The organism is Streptomyces sp. 135, from assembly GCF_020026305.1.
Taxonomy (GTDB): Bacteria; Actinomycetota; Actinomycetes; order Streptomycetales; family Streptomycetaceae; genus Streptomyces.
This window is the reverse complement of the sequence record NZ_CP075691.1, coordinates 874,448-892,437: the sequence shown is the minus strand read 5'-3', so window position 1 is coordinate 892,437 and position 17,990 is coordinate 874,448. Positions and strand designations below refer to the sequence as shown.

Below are 17,990 nucleotides of genomic sequence, written 5' to 3'. Positions count from 1 at the left end.
TCTCCTCAACGTCCGTCGCGGACCACCGCCAACCCGCCGACCCGGGTCGTGATGCCCGCCGGTCCCCGTCGGGCCGAAGCGAGCACGCCGGCCGGTCGACCGAGCGTGTCGCCCTGCTCCACCTCGATCGCGACCGTCCGCGCCCCTGTCGTGTCGAGCAGGTGGGCGGCCAGGCAGCCGGTGCTGTTGCCGTTGGCGACGTCCTCGTCGACACCGATCGCCGGCGCGAACATCCGCGCCGCACCCGGTCGGTCGCCCACCGGCGGCACGTACACGAAGCAGCCGAGGAGCCCGTACCGCCGGCACGCCGCTGCCAGCCTGCCGAGGTGTGGGCGGACCCGGAGCAGGGCCGACCGGTCGTGGACCGGTACCAGCATGCGTGGGGCGCCGGGCGCGGCGATCCGTGGCGCGTCGGTCGGATGCGGATCGTCCGCGGTGAGCCCGAGCGCGGCGACGATCGCGGCGCGCTCGTCCGGTTCCGGGTGGCGCAGCGCGACGAGGCCCTGGTCGAACCAGACCTCGATGCCGGCGGGGCGGCGGATCGCGACCGTGTCGAACGTGCGCCCACCGGTGTGTTGGCGGTCGTTCAGCTCGCCCAGCGCGGTGCGGGTCAACCGGACGGCCTGCGCGGCGACGGTGCCGTGGCCGCAGCCGGACAGTTCGGCGGTGGCGGTGAAGAACCGGACCGGCCGGCCACCGTCCGGCGTCCGCTCCGGGCCGAGGAACGCCGCGTGCGAGGTGCCGGCCGCGGCGGCGACCGCACGCCGGTCCGCATCCGTCGCCGCCGCGTCGTCGTCGGTGACGGCCGTCGGGCTACCGCCCCGGCCGTCGCGCCGCACGCACGCGTCAACCACCGTGACATCCGGCCAGGACATCGGCCGCCTCACCCGGTGCCGTCCTGCACCGGGTAGTGCATGACGACCAGACCGCCGGTGGCGGCGTCAGCGAAGTCGGCTTCGAAGACCGCGAAGTACGGCGCTTCTCCCTCGGTCGCCGCCACGTCGAAGCTGTAGCGCCACGCAAGCGGGCCGGGCCAATTCTTCACCAGCGCGAGGTGGTTGGTCACGTAGTAGTCGCGGAAGTGGTCGGGGTCGGCAGGCTTCAGATACAGGACAAGAAGCCTATGCATGACGACCTCCGTCCAGAGACGTCAGCCGGCTGCCCAACTCGTAGCGACCCCACCCGTGCATCATGCGCGGATGCTAGTGTTTCGAATAACGAAACACAAGGAGGGTCATGCCGACACCGCGCCCTGGAACACCGGTTCGTGGATCGACGACCGGCCGTCCCCTCATGGCCGCGATGGACCTGTTCGGCCGGCGGTGGGCGCTGCGCATCCTCTGGGAACTACGTGACTGCGCACTGCGAAGGGCTGTCATCCAGCGTCCTCTACCACGAACCGCATGATCATGCCCTCCATCCGCTCGACGAATGGGCGGTCACCTGGGCGCAGGAGCAAGAGCACAACGATCAGGAGTGCTAGTGGGCGGAGTCTCCGCCGAAGCGCCGGACGAGCGTGCACGTCGCCGACGCCAGGCGCCGTGCTGCCCCACAGGGAGTGGGATCACGCCGTCTCACCGGTGGTGCGTTGCTGTAGTTCCCACAGGGAGCGGAACAGCCCCGGCTCGCGGGTGAGTTCCTCGTACGAGCCTTCCTGGACGATGCGCCCCTGGTCGAGGACGACGATCTTGTCCGCGATGGCGACGTTGGCGAGCCGGTGAGTGATCAGCAGGACCGCCCGGTCCTTGGCCAGGTCACGCAGCCCGGTGAAGACGCGGTGCTCGGCGCGCGCGTCGAGAGCCGCGGTGGGCTCGTCCATCACCAGTAGTGCCGCCCGCCGGTAGAACGCCCTGGTGAGCACGACGCGCTGCCACTGTCCGCCGGACAGCTGCTGGCCCCCGAACCACTCGGACGTCAGCAGGGTGTCCAGACCGGACCGCAGGTCGGGCAGCATGTCCACCGCTCCGGAGGCCTCGCAGGCGGCCAGGACGGCGGCGTCGCCGGTGTCGCCCTGCCCGAAGGTGATGTTGTCCCGGAGCGTCAGCGGCAGGTACGTGTACTTCTGCGGGGCCAGGGCGACATGCTTCCACGCCTCCCAGGGCTCCAACTGCGCCGTGGTGGTGTGGTTCCACGCCACCTCGCCGGACGTGGGCAGCAACAGACCGCAGATCAGCCGGGACAAGGTGGACTTCCCCGATCCGTTCTCCCCGACCAGCGCCACGATCTCCCCCCGCCGCACCTGGAGCGAGACCCCGCTCAGACTGTCCCGTTCGGCACCGTCGTACCGGTAGGTGACATCGCGGACCTCGAACCGTTCCGGAGCGGCGGACAGCGCCCGCGTACCGCGCGAACTGGCCATGGCCTGTCCATGGGCGTTGTCGAGGAAGTTCTGCCAGTCCTGCACGTACCAGCCGGTACGCACCAGCCGTGCCCCGCCGTCGATGATGCCGCGCACGGAGCTGGTCGCCGTCTGGAGCGCGAAGACCGCGCCGCCGCCGGCCGCGAGGCTCATGCGGCCGGAGGCCAGGAGCCACAGCAGCGCGGCCCACACCGCGGCCGCCGCCACCCCGCCGGCCAGCGCACCGGCCAGCCCCATCCACGCGCCGGTGTCCGCGGCCTTGCGTTCGGCGGCGTTGACCGTGGCGGCGAGACGGCGGTACCGGGCGGTGAGGAAGGGACCGGCCAGGCAGGCCCGCATCTCCTCGCTGGACTCCATGTAGGCCATGTGCCAGCGCAACTTGTGCAGCATCCGACGCCGCCCGGAGGTCTCCAGGCCCGCCAGGTACACCACCCTGGCGGCTCGTACGTACGCCGCGGCCTGCGGGAGACAGGCCAGGAGGAGCAGCGGCAGTAGCATCGGGTGCAGGACGGCGAGAACGGTCGCGCCGGCGGCCAGGGTCGCCGTGGCGGCCAGCACGTTCTGCGCCTCGTCCACCAGGTCCGGAGTGACCTGGGCGCCACGGTCGGCGATGTCGTAGAAGTCGTTGTAACCGGGCTTGTTGTTCGCCGCCAGCTCCGCGCCGAGCGCGGCCTCGATCATCGTCAGCTCCGCCGCCCGTGCCAGCACCGGCCGCAGCCGCCCCGTCAGCCACGTCACCGCGATCCCCAGCAGCGCCCGCAGCCCGGTGGCCGCGGCGACGACCGCCAGCTGCGGCGCCGCCTCCCACAGGCGTTCGGTGATGTCACCCGACGAGATCAGGGTGGTGATCGTCCCGGTGACCGCGAGCAGCCCGAGCGCGGCGAGCACACCGGTGCCGACCTGGCACGCCAGCAACCCGGCCGTCGCGCCCCGGTCCACCTGCCAGGCCATCTTCAACGACCGTACGACCAGCGCGGGCAGCCGTCGCGCCATGGTGCCGGTGGTCAGCTGCGCGCCGGCCTGACGCCGGGACTCGTCCCGGTACAGGTACTCCTCGTCCTGCGCTCCGCTCGTTTCGTCAGGCGGCCCCGCCTCCGGCGTTCCGGTGTCCGGCTGGCCTTGTGTGCTGGCCGAGGTCAATGTGGCCTCCCCCTTGACGGTCATCGCGGCTGGGTCGTCAGGCTCAACGAGCCGGCGCGAATTTCGAACACCTGTGTTTCGGTCGTGCCGAAAACCCCGGAACAGAGCGCGCGGCGGACGGTGCCGGATGCACCGACCCTTGCGATTCCTGGACGGCCCGTCGCGTGGAAGTGGCCGAAACGCCGAGGGCACCGACCGCTCGGCCCGCGACTGCCGCGCAGGGGGCGGGACGCCCGGGAATGCCTGGGAAGGGTGACATCGCCGGACACCACGGTGGTGTGCGCGCCCCAGCCGCTGTTGTGCTGGTCAACTGATGACCCATGGACAGGGCACAGGGACAGGCGATGGACACGGACCAGACGGCCACGGCCATGGGCACGGACCCGATGGCGGCTTCCTACAGCGACGCCAACCCGTTCTTCCGGTTGTTCCGGCACCTGGGCTGGGGTGCCCTGGTCAACCTCGGCTACTACACCCTGCCCACCCTGCCCGCGCTCCTCGGTGGCCTGGCCTTCTTCCAACGGCGCCTGGAGACACGGAGCCTGGACCTGCTTCAGGCGCGGCCCGGACACCGGGTGCTGGACGCCTGCTGCGGACGCGGCCACACCACCGCCCGCCTGGGCGCGGCGGGCTGCTCGGCGCTCGGCGTCGACATCAGCGTTCAGCAGATCGCCGAGGCGGTGAGGCGGTACGGCACCACCCCGAACACCGCCTTCACCGTGGCGGACGTGACCGCCCTGCCCGTGCGGACCAAGGACGTACCGGTGGCGGGGGAGTCGTTCGACCGGGTGCACTGCCTGGAGGCGGCCTTCCACCTCACCCCGGCCGGCCGCCGCGCGTTCATGGCCGAGGCCTTCAGGGTGCTGCGCCCCGGCGGCCGGTTCGTCCTCGTCGACTTCACCTGGCACACGGCCGACCCGGCGGCCATCGGGCCGCTCGATCCGCAGGGGCTGGTACGCGCGGCGTGGCAGGTCGACGGGTTCGAGCCGCTGGTGCGCTACCTGGCGCACGCGCGCGAGACCGGTTTCCTGGTGCGGCGCACGGTCGACTGGACCCGGCCGGTCGTGGAGCGCTCGTTGCGTCTGGGGGCGGTGTTCGCCCGCGTGGCGGCGACCCGGGCGGGCCGGGAGGCACTATGCGCCCGCTGGCCGGGCCTGCGGGAGTTCACCCCGTCGGACTGGCACGCCACGACCGCCGTCATCGACGCCCACCGGTCCGTGGCCGGCGCGGTGCGCTACTCCGCCCTCGTGCTCGACAAGCCGGGCGGCCATGACCCCGGGAAGCGATGAACCCGGGAAACGACGAACTACTGATGAAGCGGCGAACGCAACGATGAAGCAGCAGACGCGACGAGCAACGGCACGACCGACCGCACCGCGGACGCGACAACAGGGCTCACCGCTCCGGATCGAGGGAGTGTGGAAGTCCCGCGGCCGCAGCCAGGTGCTCCGCGGCGTGGACCTCACGGTTCCCGCCGGCGCGCTGGTCGGCGTCGTCGGCGAGAACGGCGCGGGCAAGAGCACCCTGCTCGGTGTCGCCGTCGGCGAACTCGCCCCGGACAGGGGAGCGGTGCTGCGCGCGGGCTCCGTGGGCTACTGCCCCCAGCGGGCGGTGGTCAACGACACCCTGACCGTCGAGCAGCACCTGCGGCTGTTCCAGGTGGCCTACCGGCTGCAAACCCTGACGCGCGCCCGGGAACTGATGGACACGCTGGCGTTCGCCGACTGCCTGCACCGCCGGGCCGGTGCGCTCAGCGGTGGGACCCGGCAGAAGCTGAACCTGCTGCTCGCCCTGATGCACGATCCCGATCTGCTGCTCCTTGACGAGCCCTACCAGGGCTTCGACTGGGACACCCACCAGCGGTTCTGGGAGCTCGCCGCCCGCCTGCGCGACGCGGGCCGCTCCATCGTCGTGGTCTCCCACCTGCTGCACGTCAGGGAGCACTTCGACGCGGTGGTGCACCTGCACGAGGGACGGCTCGACGCCGGGGAGCAGGCCCGATGAGATATCAGTGGACCGCCTTCGTCGAGAGGTTCCGCTGCGCGCTGCTCGGCCATCTGCGCAACCGCCTCAGCCTGTTCCTGGTCTACGCGTTCGTGCCCACCTGGCTGACCCTGGTCCGGGTGTGCGGGTACGAGGGGGCGGCCCGCCTGCACATCGCGACCATCGAGGTACGCGCGGTCGTCCCGGCCATGAGCGTCGCCCAGGTCACCAACGCCGTCACCGCCGTCGCGCTGATCACCGGTTTCATGATGTTCATGGCGGCGTTCAAGGCCCGTGAGATGGACCGCAGGCTCGTCCTGGCCGGGTATCCCCGTTCGCAGCTGGTCCTGGCGAACGTAGGCGCCCTCCTCGTCATCGCGGCGGTGCTGGCCTGCTACACGACGGTACTGCTGCGCCTGTTCTTCCCGGTCCATCAATTCGGGCACCTGCTCGTCGCCGTGTTCGCCGCGGGCTGCGCGTACGGCGGCATCGGTCTGCTCCTGGGCAGCCTGGTCCGCGACGAGTTGGAGGGCTTCTTCGTCGTCCTCATGCTCAGCCTGATCGACGTCGGCCTCCAGAACCCGGTCATCAAGGTGGCCGAACTGCCCGGACTGCTCAAGGCGTTGCCGTCCTACGGCGCCACCCAGTCGGCCCTGGCCGCCGCCGTCACCCGGGCCGACCCCGGCCCCTATCCGCTCCTGGCGCTGGCCTGGTGCGGTGCGACGGTGGCCCTGGCGCTGCTGGTCTTCCACGTGCGTACGCGCGGATACTGGCCCGCCGCGGCGGCGTCCCGCCCAGTCGGCTCGCGGGACGACACACCGACCGTCGCCGACACATGAGGGAGGGCGGAGCGGGCGAGGTCAGGCGATGCGGTTGCCCTGGATGACGCACCGCGCCAGCTTCAGCAGCGTCGGTGTCTCCGCCGCCGGGGGCAGGGTGGGTTGGAGGCGGCTCCACGCGGCCGTCACCAGCGCTTCGGCTTCCTGTACGCACGCGGAGAGCGCACCGCAGTCCCGTAGCTCCTGCGCCGCCCTCATGACCGTCGGCCCCTCGGCGCCGCCGTCGCGGACCGCTTCCCACAGCCGTGTCATGTCGGCTCGGGGAAGCCTGGTGACGGCGTGTGCGAGCGGCATGGTGACCTTGCCGTTGCACAGGTCCTCACCGACCTGCTTGGTGACCTCGCCGTCACGGACCACGCCCTCCAGATCCGCGACGTCGTCCGTGATCTGGTAGGCCGTTCCGATGGCACTGCCGAACCCCATCAGGGCGGCGCGCTGCCGCGGGCCGGCGGCGCACACGAGCGCGGCCGCCTCGAAGCCCGCACCCACCATGGCGCCCGACTTCAGGCGGTGGGTCAGGCGTACGGCTTCCAGGACCGGCCGGGCGTCGCCGGTCAGCACCGCCTGCTCCATCTCCACGCGGTGGCCCTGGATGTCGAGGGCCTGGCCCGCGTGCGCGGCACGCAGCGCCGCGAGGTACGCCTCGTACAGGCGGGCCCGCAGTTCCATGTCGTGCGGAACGGTCAGCCGTACCGCACGGTCAAGCGCGAGGTAGGCGGACGTCCCCGCGTTGATCGCGGTGGCCGTGCCGAAGGTGATGTGCGCGGTGTCCCGGCCGCGGCGCAGCGGCGCGCCGTCCTCCACGTCGTCGACCATCAGGGAACCGGTGTGCGCCAGCTCCATGGAGGCCACCAAGGGGCCGAAGTGCTCGCTGTCACCGCCGAGAAGGTCGATGACGGCCATCATCAGGCCCGGCCGCCAGCGCTGGCCGCCGGAGCCGACCAGGTAGCGGACGGGAGCCGTGAGCGCGGCGTGCAGCCGGGCGGCGGCGGGTGCCGGGGCGGAGGACGGTCCCGAGGCGCCACGACAGGCCGAATGCGGCGCGGACTCGGCGGTGCCTTCGGTGCCTGCGGCGCAATCGGTGGCGCAGCCGTAGGCCAGCAGCGGTGATCCCGCCTGGCCGCAGCCTACGGGGGCGGCCGGGTACAGCAGCTCGACGTGCTCGTTGACCCGCTCGGCCCAGTGGGCGAGTTGTGCGCGCGCCTCAGCCGCCGCCGGTCCGTCCGCCGTGGCGGACGCAGGGTCATTGAGGACGGTGAAAGCCATATGCCAGTTCTAGCGTGACGAATGAGTGTCCGAGTCTTCGGCTCGCCGCCGTTGCGGCGCATGGCGGAAAGGGAAGTGGCCCATTCGCGTCGGTTATTCCGGCCGTACAGAAAACACGCCCCATTCGCGCCGGGGGATGGCATCGAGTCGCTCCTCAAAAGCCGCAAGGCGCGACGCTAACGTGGCGCCACCTCCTGCCCCTTTCCCACCACCCTCGTACTCCCGTCACCCAGAGGCCGAGCCCCGAGCCCGTAGGAATTTCATGACCACCACGATGACCGCCGGTGACGATTCCCAGCCGTCACCCGCTCCCGCTCCCACTCACACCCCCGCTTCCTCCTCCACGTCCGCATCGGCTCTGCGCTTTCCGGCCGCGTCCTCCGGCGAGACGGACGACGCGGCCCGCCGAGCCGTACAGAAGGCCGCTCATCACCTGCTGGGCCTTCAGCGTCCCGACGGGCACTGGAGGGGGTTCCTGGAGATCGACGCCAGTGCGAACGCGCACGAGCTGTTGATGCGTCAGTTCCTCGGCATCCGGGACGAGCGGTTCACCGCGGCGGCCGGCCGGTGGATCCGCTCGCAGCAGCGTGCCGACGGTACGTGGGCCGCCGTCCACGACGGCGACGGTGATCTGGCCATCACCATCGAGTCCTATGTCGGGCTGCGGCTCGCCGGGCACGGCGCGGACGAGCCGCACATGCTGCGCAGCGCGGAGTGGATCCGCGCGCACGGCGGCGTCGGTGCCGCCCGGGTGACCACGCGCATCTGGCTCTCGCTGTTCGGCTGGTGGAGCTGGGACAAGCTGTTCGCGGTGCCGCCCGAGACGATCCTCCTGCCCAGGTGGATGCCCCTGAACATCTACTCGTACCTGTACTGGGCGCGCATGACGACCGTTCCCTACCTCGCGGTGCTGGCCCACCGGCCGGTGGCTCCCGCGCCCTTCCGCCTCGACGAACTGCTGACGGCGGAAGAGCCGACCCGCGAACGGAGCGGCAAGTCGCCGACGCCACCGACCGGCTGGGAAGGCGCCCTCCAGGGCCTGGACCGCGTCCTGCGCGGCTACCGCAGGATTCGCCCGGCGCCGCTGCGCCGGGCCGCCGTCAACGCCTGTATCCGGTGGGTCGTCGAACGCCAGGAGGCGGACGGCAGTTGGGGAGGGGTCCGGGTGACGACCATCTGGTCGCTGCTCGCCCTGCGCATCGTCGGCTACCGGCTCGACCACCCCGTCCTCAAGGCCGGTCTCGACTTCCTCGCGCGCACCGGGCACTGGCATGAGGACGACGTATGGATGGCGGAGATCTGTCAGTCCCCGGTCTGGGACACCGCCCTGTCCATGATCGCTCTCGCGGACGCCGGACTGCCCGCCGACCACCCCGCACTGCTCGACGGCGCCGACTGGCTGCTCGCCAAGCAGAGCAACCGCCTGGGTGACTGGGCCGTGCAGCGCCCCGGGCTCGCCCCGGGCGGCTGGTCCTTCCAGTACGAGAACGAGCTCTATCCCGACCTGGACGACACCGCCGAGGTCGTGCTCGCGCTGCGCCGCGTGCGCCACCCCGACCGCGCACGCGTCGACGAAGCGGTGCGCAGGGCGACCCACTGGACGCTCGGGATGCAGTGCAGGAACGGCGGCTGGGGCGCCTTCGACGCGGACGGCACCAGCGTGTTCCTCGACCGGCTCGCCCTCACGGACATCACCGACATCTCCGATCCGCCGACCGCCGACATCACCGCGCACGTGGTGGAGATGCTGGCCGCGCTCGAACTCCAAGCCGACCGCCGCACCCGGCGCGGCGTCCGCTGGCTGATGGACCAGCAAGAAGAACACGGCGGCTGGTTCGGCCGCTGGGGCATCAACCACGTGTACGGCACCGGCTGCGCCGTCCCGGCCCTGACGGCGGCCGGAGTGCCCGCCGACCACCCGGTGGTGTCGGGGGCCGTCGACTGGCTGACCACGGTGCAGAACGCGGACGGTGGATGGGGCGAGGACTGGCGCTCGTACGCCGATCCGCAGTACGTCGGTCGCGGCCCGTCCACCCCCTCACAGACGGCCTGGGCGTTGCTCGCCCTGCTCGCGGCCGGAGAGCGCGACAGCGAAACCGTGCATGCCGGAGTGCGCTGGCTCCTGGAAACCCAGCGGGACGACGGCACGTGGCATGAGCCGGGCGCGACCGGCGCCGCCATGCGGAGCCACTACGCGCTGCGCTACGAGCTCTACCCGCTGGTGTTCCCGCTCACCGCGCTCGGCCGCTACGTACACCACCATGGCGACGAAGCGGCCTCGGCGACCAGCCGTCCGTGACCCTCAGGTGCCCGGCTTGCGGCCGTAGACGAAGACGTCGTCGCCCTTGCGCAGCGTGTTCCAGTAGGCCACGGCGTCCTTCTTCGTCATGTTGACGCACCCGTGGGAGCCCGGCGGCGCCCAGACGCTGATGCCGACCGAGTGGAAGGCCTGGCCGCCGTCGAAGAACTGGCTGTACGGCATCGGCACGTCGTACAGGCTCGACACGTGGTCGATGTCCCGCCAGTAGACCTTCGTCAGGCCGGTGCGGGTCTCGTGGCCGTTGCGCCCGGTGCGCACCGGGACGGGTCCGTACTTGAGGTTCTTGCCGTCCTGGATCCAGCTGAGCTGGAGCGTCAGGTCGACACAGGCGATGCGCCCCTTGTCGGTCGGGCACTTGCCCGCCTTGTTGGGGTTGTCGCCCACCGCCTTCTGCTTGTTCATGAGGTTCATGACACCCCAGGTGATGCTGCCCGCGTACCCGGCATTCGGGGTGATCTTGTGCTTGGTCTGGAAGGCCTTGATGGCCTTGCAGTCGGCAGGTGACTGCTTGCCGTCCACCGGGCGGCCGAGGAACTTCTCGACCTGCTTCTGGTACGGCCCCGTCTGCGTCGAGCACGACGCGGCCTGCGCACTGCCGGCGCCGAGCGCCACCGTGAGCGGGGCCACCAGCACGGTGATCCCCAGGGCCACGGCTCCTCGTGTGCGTATGTCCCCCACTGCTGGCTCCTCGCTCGTAGTCCGTCCGCGGGTCGGATCCCACCTGCTAGACAGCGCAGACCCCGGGTCCGTTGTACGGGGAATCGACACAGGTGTGTAACAGGAGGCGATTTGTCGCCAGGTCGACAGAGTGCGTCTGAGTAGCAGCGCTCACGTTTCAGGACGGCTCTCCGTACCGGGTGGCTGTCGCGGTGGCGCGGGCGTGCAGGGAGGTGCGCAACCACTGCGGGGCCAGGGCTTCCGCGTTCGTGGCGAGGTGCCATAGGGCCCACTCGGCGTGTCTCGCACCCTGGAAGGTCACCTCCATCCGCAGCCAGCCGTCCGCTTCGGTCTCCTCGGCGAGGACGGCGAGCGCCGTGCCCACCAAATCCTCCCGCCGCTCCGGGTTCACCCGGGCAAGCACGGTGACCTGGTCGCCGCCGGTACGAAACCGCGTACTGCGTTCCTGCCAGGCCCGGCCGAGGTCGACCCGGTCCGGTCGCCGCGCGGGTTCGGGGAGTTCCTCGGCGGCCAGGATCCGGGACAGCCGGTAGGTGCGGTCCGCGCCGGACCTCGTGGCCAGCAAGTAGCCCTGGCCGCGTGCGGTGACCAGGCCGATCGGGTCGACCGTGCGCCACTTAGGGGGCTGGTCCACGGCCGCGTAGTGGATGCGCAGCCTGTGTCCGGCGAACACCGCGCGCCGCACCTCGGCCACGACGGTGTCAGGTACCTCCTCGGAGACCTGCCGGCGCGCGAGGAGGTCGGTCTCCGGGTCGATGAGCAGCCGCTGAGCCGCGCCCGCCGCGGTGGCCCGGTAGCTCTCGGGCAGGGCGTCGACCACCTTGCGCATCGCCGACGCGAGCGCCGAGCCGAGGCCGAACGCCTGCGCGCCGCGGCGTGATCCGGCGACCAGCAGGGCGAGCGCCTCGTCGTGGTTCAGTCCGGTGAGCTCGGTCTGGAAGCCGGGCAGCAACGCGAACCCGCCGTGCCGGCCGCGTTCGGCGTAGACCGGGACGCCGGCCGCCGACAGGGCCTCGATGTCGCGCAGCACGGTGCGGGTGGACACCTCGAGCTCGCGGGCGAGCGTGGCCGCCGACAGCCGGCCGTGCTGCCGCAGCAGCAGGACCAGGGACACCAACCGGTCGGCGCGCATGCGGGCAACCTATCGGAGCGCGCGAATACATGACCAAGGGTGTCGTGATTTGTTGGCAGGCTCATGGGCGTACGGATTCTCGACGAACTGAGGGGAGCTGAAGTGGCGATGGAACGTACCGCGGTCAACCCGGTGACATGGTCGCAGGAGTTGGGATTCAACCAGGGTGAGGTCGTCTCCGGGCCCACCCGCACCCTGTACTGCTCGGGGCAGACCGCGATGGGCGGAGACGGGAAGCCCCGGCACGAGGGTGACATGGCGGCACAGCTGGCGCTGACCCTCGACAACCTGGAGGCCGTGCTCGCCGAGGCCGGCATGTCTCTCGCGAACCTCGTCAGGCTCAACGTCTACACCACCGACGTCGATCTCCTCTTCCCGCACTACGGCGTGCTCGCCTCGCGGTTGGGCGCCGCCGGGGTGGCGCCGACCACCACGATGCTCGGGGTGACGAGGCTCGCGGTGCCCGGCCAGATGGTGGAGTTGGAAGGGACCGCCGTCGCCTGACGTCACCCCGTAGTGGCGGGTGGCGGGGTCCAACGGCGCTTGGGCGGGACCGTGTTGGAGACGCCGTAGTCCTTCTTGAGCTGCTCCGGGATGGCGTAGTGCATGACACGCCCACGGGTGAGGGAGGACAGCTCCAGGATGGTGGTGAGGTGGCCGACGCGGTCCAGCGCCCAGGCGCCGAGCGGGGAGCGGTCCTCGATGGTCTCCAGGACGCCGAGGAGGTGGGGCACGGCCTTGACGACGGTGTCCCACGAGGTGCGGGGCACCTGGAGCCAGTCGGCGCAGGTGTCTCCGACGAGGTAGCGGATGAGGGCGGAGACGATCGGGTCGAGGAGAGTCCCGGGCACCACCTCTTCGTAGAGGTCGATGAGCTGCCGCGTCAGGTGTGTTCCTTCCTCGGAAGGTCCCATGTACCGGACCATGTACAGGTCGAGGAACCGGCGGGCCTCCTCCAGGGACTTGGGCACCGCGTCCTGGTCGACGCCGAGCATCGCACCGACCACACGCCAGGCGTAGTAGTACGCTTCCGCCCCTTCCGTCGACATGTGGATGCCGAGGCGGTGCAGGCTGTCCAGCACGAGCAGCGAGAAGAACATCTGCCCGCCGATCATGTCCTCCTGGCAGATCGGCGTCCCGAGGGCGTCGGTGTCCCACCGGTTCTCGCGTGTGAGGTGATGGCGGATGGAGGCGTGCAGGAGGCGGACCTTCTGGGCGGCGGGGACGAAGCGGCCGCCGGCCTCGAAGGCGTCGGGCTGCATCAGGTAGACGGTGAACTGGCCGGTCTCCGCCATACGTTTGGAGGGGTATTTCAGCCCGTGCGTGGTCGACAGCAGCCTCGCCACGTGCGGGACCACGTAGCAGGCGGGCATGGAGGCGAAGGACAGCGCCGTGGAGATGTGCACGTTGTTGTCGATGAAGAACAGCCGGGCCTTCTCCATCTCCGACCAGTCCACCCACACGGGCGGGACACGGGTGGCCTCGAGATACTCCCGCGCTACGTCGGGCAGCCCGTCCGGCAAGGGAGCGCCGACGGTGGAGACGTAGCGCATCAGGCTGTTGAACTTGCCCACCTCCCCGCGCTCGAAGAGGGTGGCGACGGTGGCGTCGGCGAGTTCGTCACCGGCCTGTCGCAGGGCGTCCAGCGATGCCTCGGTGTAGGCCATGGCAGGGTTCCTTGTCTTCCACGGGCGGGTCGGGGGTCAGGACAGGCGGAGCGCCGCCGAATGCGCCAGCGCCGTCAGGGCGGCGGCGGCCTGCGGCGGCACGTCCAACTCGTGGAGCGCGTGCAGGGCTTCCTCCACTCGTACGTTGATCATGTCCTCGACGCGGGCGGGCGCCCCCAGTCCACGCATCAGCTCACGGACCGCCTCCAGCCCCTCCCCGCCCGGGCCGCGTCGGCCGAGGAGGGTGCGCAGCCGCTCCCGCTGGTCCTCACTCGCGAGGCGCCAGGTCTCCGCCAGCAGGGCCGTGGGCCGGTGGCCGCGCACGTCATCGGCGTTGTCCTTGCCGGTGACCTCGGGGTCTCCGAACAGACCGAGCAGGTCGTCCCGCAGTTGGAACGCCTCGCCCAGCGGCAGCCCGTAGGCGGAGTACCCCTCGCGTAGGCGCCCGTTGGCTCCGGCCAGGGCGCCGCCGATCAGCAGGGGCTGCTCGACGGTGTACTTGGCGGTCTTGTACTGGATCACCTTCAGTGATGCTGTGGTGTCGGGCTCGACTCCGGTACGCAGGATCTCCAGGCACTCGCCCGCGATCAGCTCCCGGGCCATCACCGACCAGAGCGGGCGGGCCCGTGCCAGATACGCGGCGGGCAGACCGCTGGTGGTGAAGAGCTGCCCGGCCAGCGCCATCAGCAGGTCTCCCACGAGCATCGCCAGCGACCTGGCCGCGGCGTCGGCGCGCGGGCGACGGCGTACGGCACCGCGCAGGGCGATGTGCGCGGTGGGCCGTCCGTGCCGCAGCTTGCTGTCGTCGATGAGGTCGTCGTGCACGACCGCCGCGGCATGCACCAGCTCCATGGAGGCCGCCGCCCGCACCAGCGCGTCGCTGTCCGGCTGCCCCACCGCACGCCAGCCCCAGTAGCAGAACGCCGTCCGCAGCCGCTTGCCGTCCGCGACCGCCGCCTCCAACTGCTCGGCCACCGGCTCCAGAAGCGGGTCGATCGCCGAGAACTGGTCCGCCTCCTGGGCGACGAAGCCGTGCAGTAACCGGTCGACGCGGGTCTTGAACGCCGCCGGCTCCCATCGGTCAGACGCCATCGGAGGCCTGCCGGGCCATCGTCTGCCGGGCCAGGATCTCCAGGTGGGCCGGGGGTACGCCCGCGAACCGGTCCAGCACCAGGCGCCCGCGCGCCACGAGATCGCGCTCCGCCTCCGCCGCCAGCTCCGCGGCGTCCGAGCGACGCAGGGCGCCCCGTACCGTCGCCAGGGCCGAACCCACCGTGCTCACCGCCAGATCGGCCAGCCCGGCCACCAGCAGCACCGCCTGACCGTCCAGGCCCCCGCGCCGTCCCGCTTTCGCTTCCTCTGCCATGCCCTGTACCCCCCAACCCGCCGCACCCCGGTCGGCGCGGTCACACGCCGTCCTGGCGAGCATCTCGCCACGCCCGGTCCACGAGCGGAAGAACTCACGATCGGGTGAGGCTTCGCTCGGCCGTACGGATCACCGCCACGGCAGTCCGAACCGGCCGTCGAGCGGCCCCGTACGGGCCACGGTGGGGCGGTGGCCGGCACCGCGCATGTGTCGGAGCCAGCCATCCGGTCGTGCCGCCGTCCGGCCGTCTGGCCGTTCCGCCGTCCGGCCGTCCGGTCGTGCCGCTGTCCGGCCGTCTGGCCGTCTGGCCGTCTGGCCGTGCCGCTGTCCGGTCGTTTGGCTGTGCCGCCGTCCCGTTGTGCCGCTGTCCGGTCTTCCGGTCGTGCTGCCGTCTGGCCGTGCCCCCGTCCGGTCGTCTGGCCGTCCCGCCGTTCAACCGTCTGGCCGTTCCGTCGTTCAACCATCTCGCCGTGCCGCCGTGCCGCCGTGCCGCCGTGCCGCCGTGCCGCCGTCCGGCCGTCCCGCCGTTCAACCATCCGACCGTCCAGCCGCCGTCCCGCGGTTCAGCCCGTCCGCCGCCGGTACAAAACGTCCGCCGCGGCCACCGACACCACCGTGATCCCCGCGCACCAGGCGAGCGCCTGCCACGCGCTGCCGCCCACCGGCTGGCCGAGCAGCAGCCCCCGCATCGACTCGATCACCGGCGTCAGCGGCTGGTGTTCGGCGAAGCCGCGCAGCCAGGAGGGCATGGTGTCGACCGGCACGAAGCCGCTGGACGGATACGGCAGGAAGCCGATGAAGAAGGTGAACCCCCCGGCCGCCTCGGGGGAGTTGGCGATCAGCCCCACCGTCGCCGCAAGCCACGACAGCGCCACGATGTAGCAGACCAGCACCCCGATCGCCGCGAACCACCCGGCCGCCGACGCCTGCGCCCGGAAGCCGATCGCGGTGGCCACGCCGAAGACGACGGCGGTGGCGGCGAGGTTGCGCGCCAGCGAGGCGGCGACGTGTCCGGCCAGGATCGCCGCGCCGCCGACATCCATGGCGCGGAAGCGGTCGATGATCCCGCCGTGCATGTCATGCGTGACGCTCATGGCGGTGTTCCCGGCGCCGAAGCCCGCGCAGAGGACCAGCACGCCGGGCACGACGTACTGCACGTACTCCCCGCCGGTGTCGATCGCACCGCCGAAGAAGTAGACGAAGACGAGCATGAGCATCACCGGCATCGCGAGCGCGGTGATCAGCGCGTCGGGCGTACGGGCGCTTATCCGCAGGGACCGCCCGGCCATGGTGAGGGCGTCAGACATGCGTCGGTTCCTTCTCGGTGAGGGTCATGAAGACGTCGTCGAGGGTGGCGCCATGGACGGCGAAGCGCTCGACGAGCTCGCGCTCCGGGTCGACGGCGTCGAGGAGTTCGCGTACGTGCTCGGCGCGGCCGCTCGTCGCGACGCCGAGGCGCCACTCGCCGGGCTCGCGCCGGATGACGAGGTCGGCGAGGAGCCGCTCGGCCGTCGCGTACGCCTCGGTCCCGGTGAGGGTGAGGTCGAGGCGCTCGGCGGCGACGAGCTGCTTCAGTTCGGCGGCCGTGCCCTCGGCGACGATCAGCCCGCCGTCGATGAGCGCGATCCGGTCGGCGAGCCGGTCCGCCTCCTCCAGGTACTGGGTGGTGAGGAAGACCGTCACACCGGAGCCGGCCAGCTCGGCGACCAGCTCCCAGACCTCCTGCCGGCTGCGCGGATCGAGCCCCGTGGTCGGCTCGTCGAGGAAGACGACGGCGGGCTCGCCCACGAGCGAGGCGGCGAGGTCCAGACGCCGCCGCATGCCGCCGGAGTACGTGGCCACGCGTCGGCCCCCGGCGTCGGTGAGCCGGAAGCGGGCCAGCAGCTCGTCGGCGCGGGTGCGGGCGGCGGCACGGGTCAGCCCCGCGAGCCGGCCCACCAACCGCAGGTTCTCGGCGCCGGTCAGCTCCTGGTCGAGGGCGACGTACTGCCCGGTGAGGCTGATCGCCCGGCGCACCGCCGCCCGCTCGGCGAGCACATCGCGCCCACCGACGCGGGCCGTGCCCGCGTCCGCCGTGAGCAGGGTGGCGAGAATCCGGACGGTGGTGGTCTTGCCGGCGCCGTTCGGCCCGAGCAGGGCGAAGACGCTGCCGGGGGCGATGGTGAGGTCGATGCCGCGCAGGACCGCGGTCTCTCCGTAGGACTTGGCGAGGCCCCGGGCCTCGATGGCGGGTGGCTGCATGTTCCCGCTCCTCCTTCTCCGTCTTCTCGGTCTTTTCCGTCTTCTGCGTATGGCATACGCGCTACTGCGTAGAGCGTACACGGCATTGCGTATGTCGTACACGGTTCTGCGTACGAGATAAACGGTTCTGCGTACGGGATAAACTGACCGCCATGGAAAGCGAATCCCCCGCGCCCTTCCCCGCCGGCCTGGAGGCCGTCTGGGGCCTGCGGGACCGCCCGCACAAGGGCCCCAAGCGCGGCCTCGCCCTCGACGGCATCGTGGCGGCGTCCATCGCGGTCGCCGACGCCGAGGGCATCGAAGCGGTGTCGATGAGCCGTGTGGCCAAGGAGCTCGGCGCCTCGACCATGGCGCTCTACCGCTACGTGGCGACCAAGGACGAGCTGCTCATGCTGGTGGTGGACGGCGCCATCGGACCGCCCGTGCCGCTGCCGCCGGACGCCGTCGGCTGGCGGGCCGGCCTGGAGCACTGGGCGATGACGATGCGTGCGTCGCTGACCGAACACCTCTGGGCGGTCCCGCTGCTGGCGGCGCACGGACCGCCGGTCACGCCGAACCAGCTGGCCTGGCTGGACCAGTGCCTCCAGGTGCTGTCGGGGACGCGCTTGGGCCACGCGGAGAAGGTCGCGGTCTCGCTGCTGGTCAGCGGCCAGGTGCGGGGCGAGCTCACCATCCTGGCGCTGTTGCGGAAGGACCCGGCGGGGTCGGACGGGCGGTTGGCGGGGTACGGGAAGTTCCTGCGCCGGGTGACGGAGGGCGGGCGGCTGCCCGCGCTACGGGCGGCGGTGGTCGACGGCGCCTTCGACGACCTGGACGCGGACACGACGGGCGAGGGGGCGGAGTTCGACGACTTCGCCTTCGGCCTGGAGCGTGCGCTGGACGGCGTGGCGGCGTACTTGGAGGAGCGAGGCGGAGCCTCCGCCGGTCATGACTGAGCCTGGCTGTGCGGTGGGAGCCCGGCTTGTCGCGTTGTCGCGCCGGCGCTCGGAGGCGTCCACC

The 17,990-nt window shown here is 71.5% G+C and carries 17 protein-coding genes; 6 read left to right on the top strand and 11 right to left on the bottom strand.

Translation table 11 applies throughout. The annotated features are described in order from the left end of the window. Positions 1–5: 5 nt before the first annotated feature. The 3 genes from KKZ08_RS04095 to KKZ08_RS04085 form a co-directional block, all read right to left on the bottom strand. Positions 6–875 (bottom strand): PhzF family phenazine biosynthesis isomerase, encoded by an 870-nt coding sequence (locus KKZ08_RS04095; RefSeq protein ID WP_223773134.1) that lies wholly within the window; start codon positions 873–875, stop codon positions 6–8. A gap of 8 nt (positions 876–883) precedes the next feature. After that, entirely contained in the window at positions 884–1,129 is a 246-nt protein-coding gene (locus KKZ08_RS04090; protein WP_223773133.1) for an EthD family reductase, read from the bottom strand. A 435-nt stretch (positions 1,130–1,564) separates the two neighbouring features. Beyond that, positions 1,565–3,499 (bottom strand): ATP-binding cassette domain-containing protein, encoded by a 1,935-nt coding sequence (locus KKZ08_RS04085; RefSeq protein WP_223778896.1) that lies wholly within the window; start codon positions 3,497–3,499, stop codon positions 1,565–1,567. Positions 3,500–3,819: 320 nt separating this feature from the next. Here KKZ08_RS04085 and KKZ08_RS04080 point away from each other — a divergent pair, with 320 nt between their 5' ends. The 3 genes from KKZ08_RS04080 to KKZ08_RS04070 all read left to right on the top strand — a co-directional run bounded on the left by KKZ08_RS04080 (position 3,820) and on the right by KKZ08_RS04070 (position 6,321). Further along, the gene (locus KKZ08_RS04080; RefSeq protein WP_223773132.1) at positions 3,820–4,788 is read left to right on the top strand and encodes a class I SAM-dependent methyltransferase; all 969 of its coding nucleotides are present in this window, start codon (positions 3,820–3,822) and stop codon (positions 4,786–4,788) included. A gap of 166 nt (positions 4,789–4,954) precedes the next feature. Beyond that, a complete protein-coding gene (locus KKZ08_RS04075; RefSeq protein WP_263303332.1) occupies positions 4,955–5,503 on the top strand; it encodes an ABC transporter ATP-binding protein in 549 nt (182 codons plus the stop codon). After that, positions 5,500–6,321 carry an ABC transporter permease gene (locus KKZ08_RS04070; protein ID WP_223773130.1) on the top strand — a complete coding sequence of 274 codons (822 nt, stop codon included), beginning with the start codon at positions 5,500–5,502 and terminating at the stop codon, positions 6,319–6,321. The genes KKZ08_RS04075 and KKZ08_RS04070 overlap by 4 nt, the downstream gene beginning before the upstream one ends. Before the next feature lie 21 nt (positions 6,322–6,342). Here the strand turns inward: KKZ08_RS04070 and KKZ08_RS04065 are convergent, their stop codons facing one another. Beyond that, positions 6,343–7,587: a polyprenyl synthetase family protein gene (locus tag KKZ08_RS04065; protein WP_223773129.1), complete on the bottom strand. Its 1,245-nt coding sequence runs from the start codon at positions 7,585–7,587 to the stop codon at positions 6,343–6,345. A gap of 262 nt (positions 7,588–7,849) precedes the next feature. Between KKZ08_RS04065 and shc the strand changes: the two genes are divergently transcribed. Then, positions 7,850–9,886, top strand: coding sequence for a squalene--hopene cyclase (shc, locus tag KKZ08_RS04060; RefSeq protein WP_223773128.1), 2,037 nt, complete (start codon positions 7,850–7,852; stop codon positions 9,884–9,886). Between the two features lie 3 nt (positions 9,887–9,889). Here shc and KKZ08_RS04055 read toward each other — a convergent pair whose 3' ends face one another. Beyond that, positions 9,890–10,585 (bottom strand): L,D-transpeptidase, encoded by a 696-nt coding sequence (locus KKZ08_RS04055; RefSeq protein ID WP_223773127.1) that lies wholly within the window; start codon positions 10,583–10,585, stop codon positions 9,890–9,892. Between the two features lie 157 nt (positions 10,586–10,742). After that, positions 10,743–11,717: a WYL domain-containing protein gene (locus KKZ08_RS04050; protein ID WP_223773126.1), complete on the bottom strand. Its 975-nt coding sequence runs from the start codon at positions 11,715–11,717 to the stop codon at positions 10,743–10,745. Positions 11,718–11,825: 108 nt separating this feature from the next. Between KKZ08_RS04050 and KKZ08_RS04045 the strand changes: the two genes are divergently transcribed. Continuing rightward, positions 11,826–12,221 carry a RidA family protein gene (locus KKZ08_RS04045; RefSeq protein WP_223773125.1) on the top strand — a complete coding sequence of 132 codons (396 nt, stop codon included), beginning with the start codon at positions 11,826–11,828 and terminating at the stop codon, positions 12,219–12,221. A 2-nt stretch (positions 12,222–12,223) separates the two neighbouring features. Here the strand turns inward: KKZ08_RS04045 and KKZ08_RS04040 are convergent, their stop codons facing one another. From KKZ08_RS04040 to KKZ08_RS04020, 5 genes are all read right to left on the bottom strand, one after another. Continuing rightward, positions 12,224–13,384: an oxygenase MpaB family protein gene (locus KKZ08_RS04040; protein WP_223773124.1), complete on the bottom strand. Its 1,161-nt coding sequence runs from the start codon at positions 13,382–13,384 to the stop codon at positions 12,224–12,226. Positions 13,385–13,420: 36 nt separating this feature from the next. Next, entirely contained in the window at positions 13,421–14,476 is a 1,056-nt protein-coding gene (locus tag KKZ08_RS04035) for a polyprenyl synthetase family protein (protein WP_223773123.1), read from the bottom strand. Further along, complete coding sequence (locus KKZ08_RS04030) at positions 14,466–14,750, bottom strand: polyprenyl synthetase (RefSeq protein WP_223773122.1); 285 nt, start codon at positions 14,748–14,750, stop codon at positions 14,466–14,468. The genes KKZ08_RS04035 and KKZ08_RS04030 overlap by 11 nt, the downstream gene beginning before the upstream one ends. 563 nt (positions 14,751–15,313) lie before the next feature. Then, the gene (locus KKZ08_RS04025; RefSeq protein WP_223773121.1) at positions 15,314–16,057 is read right to left on the bottom strand and encodes an ABC transporter permease; all 744 of its coding nucleotides are present in this window, start codon (positions 16,055–16,057) and stop codon (positions 15,314–15,316) included. Then, the gene (locus tag KKZ08_RS04020; RefSeq protein WP_223773120.1) at positions 16,050–16,991 is read right to left on the bottom strand and encodes an ATP-binding cassette domain-containing protein; all 942 of its coding nucleotides are present in this window, start codon (positions 16,989–16,991) and stop codon (positions 16,050–16,052) included. The genes KKZ08_RS04025 and KKZ08_RS04020 overlap by 8 nt, the downstream gene beginning before the upstream one ends. Positions 16,992–17,143: 152 nt before the next feature. On the opposite strand from KKZ08_RS04020, the gene KKZ08_RS04015 reads away from it, so the two are divergent. After that, positions 17,144–17,926: a TetR/AcrR family transcriptional regulator gene (locus tag KKZ08_RS04015; RefSeq protein WP_223773119.1), complete on the top strand. Its 783-nt coding sequence runs from the start codon at positions 17,144–17,146 to the stop codon at positions 17,924–17,926. Positions 17,927–17,990: the final 64 nt, after the last annotated feature.

What these genes read in the sequence shown, in the direction of transcription:
- KKZ08_RS04095 (WP_223773134.1), bottom strand. Translation starts at nt 875, where the DNA reads ATGTCCTGGCCGGATGTCACGGTGGTTGACGCGTGCGTGCGGCGCGAC.
- KKZ08_RS04090 (WP_223773133.1), bottom strand. Translation starts at nt 1,129, where the DNA reads ATGCATAGGCTTCTTGTCCTGTATCTGAAGCCTGCCGACCCCGACCAC.
- KKZ08_RS04080 (WP_223773132.1), top strand. Translation starts at nt 3,820, where the DNA reads ATGGACAGGGCACAGGGACAGGCGATGGACACGGACCAGACGGCCACG.
- KKZ08_RS04070 (WP_223773130.1), top strand. Translation starts at nt 5,500, where the DNA reads ATGAGATATCAGTGGACCGCCTTCGTCGAGAGGTTCCGCTGCGCGCTG.
- KKZ08_RS04065 (WP_223773129.1), bottom strand. Translation starts at nt 7,587, where the DNA reads ATGGCTTTCACCGTCCTCAATGACCCTGCGTCCGCCACGGCGGACGGA.
- shc (WP_223773128.1), top strand. Translation starts at nt 7,850, where the DNA reads ATGACCACCACGATGACCGCCGGTGACGATTCCCAGCCGTCACCCGCT.
- KKZ08_RS04050 (WP_223773126.1), bottom strand. Translation starts at nt 11,717, where the DNA reads ATGCGCGCCGACCGGTTGGTGTCCCTGGTCCTGCTGCTGCGGCAGCAC.
- KKZ08_RS04045 (WP_223773125.1), top strand. Translation starts at nt 11,826, where the DNA reads ATGGAACGTACCGCGGTCAACCCGGTGACATGGTCGCAGGAGTTGGGA.
- KKZ08_RS04040 (WP_223773124.1), bottom strand. Translation starts at nt 13,384, where the DNA reads ATGGCCTACACCGAGGCATCGCTGGACGCCCTGCGACAGGCCGGTGAC.
- KKZ08_RS04035 (WP_223773123.1), bottom strand. Translation starts at nt 14,476, where the DNA reads ATGGCGTCTGACCGATGGGAGCCGGCGGCGTTCAAGACCCGCGTCGAC.
- KKZ08_RS04030 (WP_223773122.1), bottom strand. Translation starts at nt 14,750, where the DNA reads ATGGCAGAGGAAGCGAAAGCGGGACGGCGCGGGGGCCTGGACGGTCAG.
- KKZ08_RS04025 (WP_223773121.1), bottom strand. Translation starts at nt 16,057, where the DNA reads ATGTCTGACGCCCTCACCATGGCCGGGCGGTCCCTGCGGATAAGCGCC.
- KKZ08_RS04020 (WP_223773120.1), bottom strand. Translation starts at nt 16,991, where the DNA reads ATGCAGCCACCCGCCATCGAGGCCCGGGGCCTCGCCAAGTCCTACGGA.
- KKZ08_RS04015 (WP_223773119.1), top strand. Translation starts at nt 17,144, where the DNA reads ATGGAAAGCGAATCCCCCGCGCCCTTCCCCGCCGGCCTGGAGGCCGTC.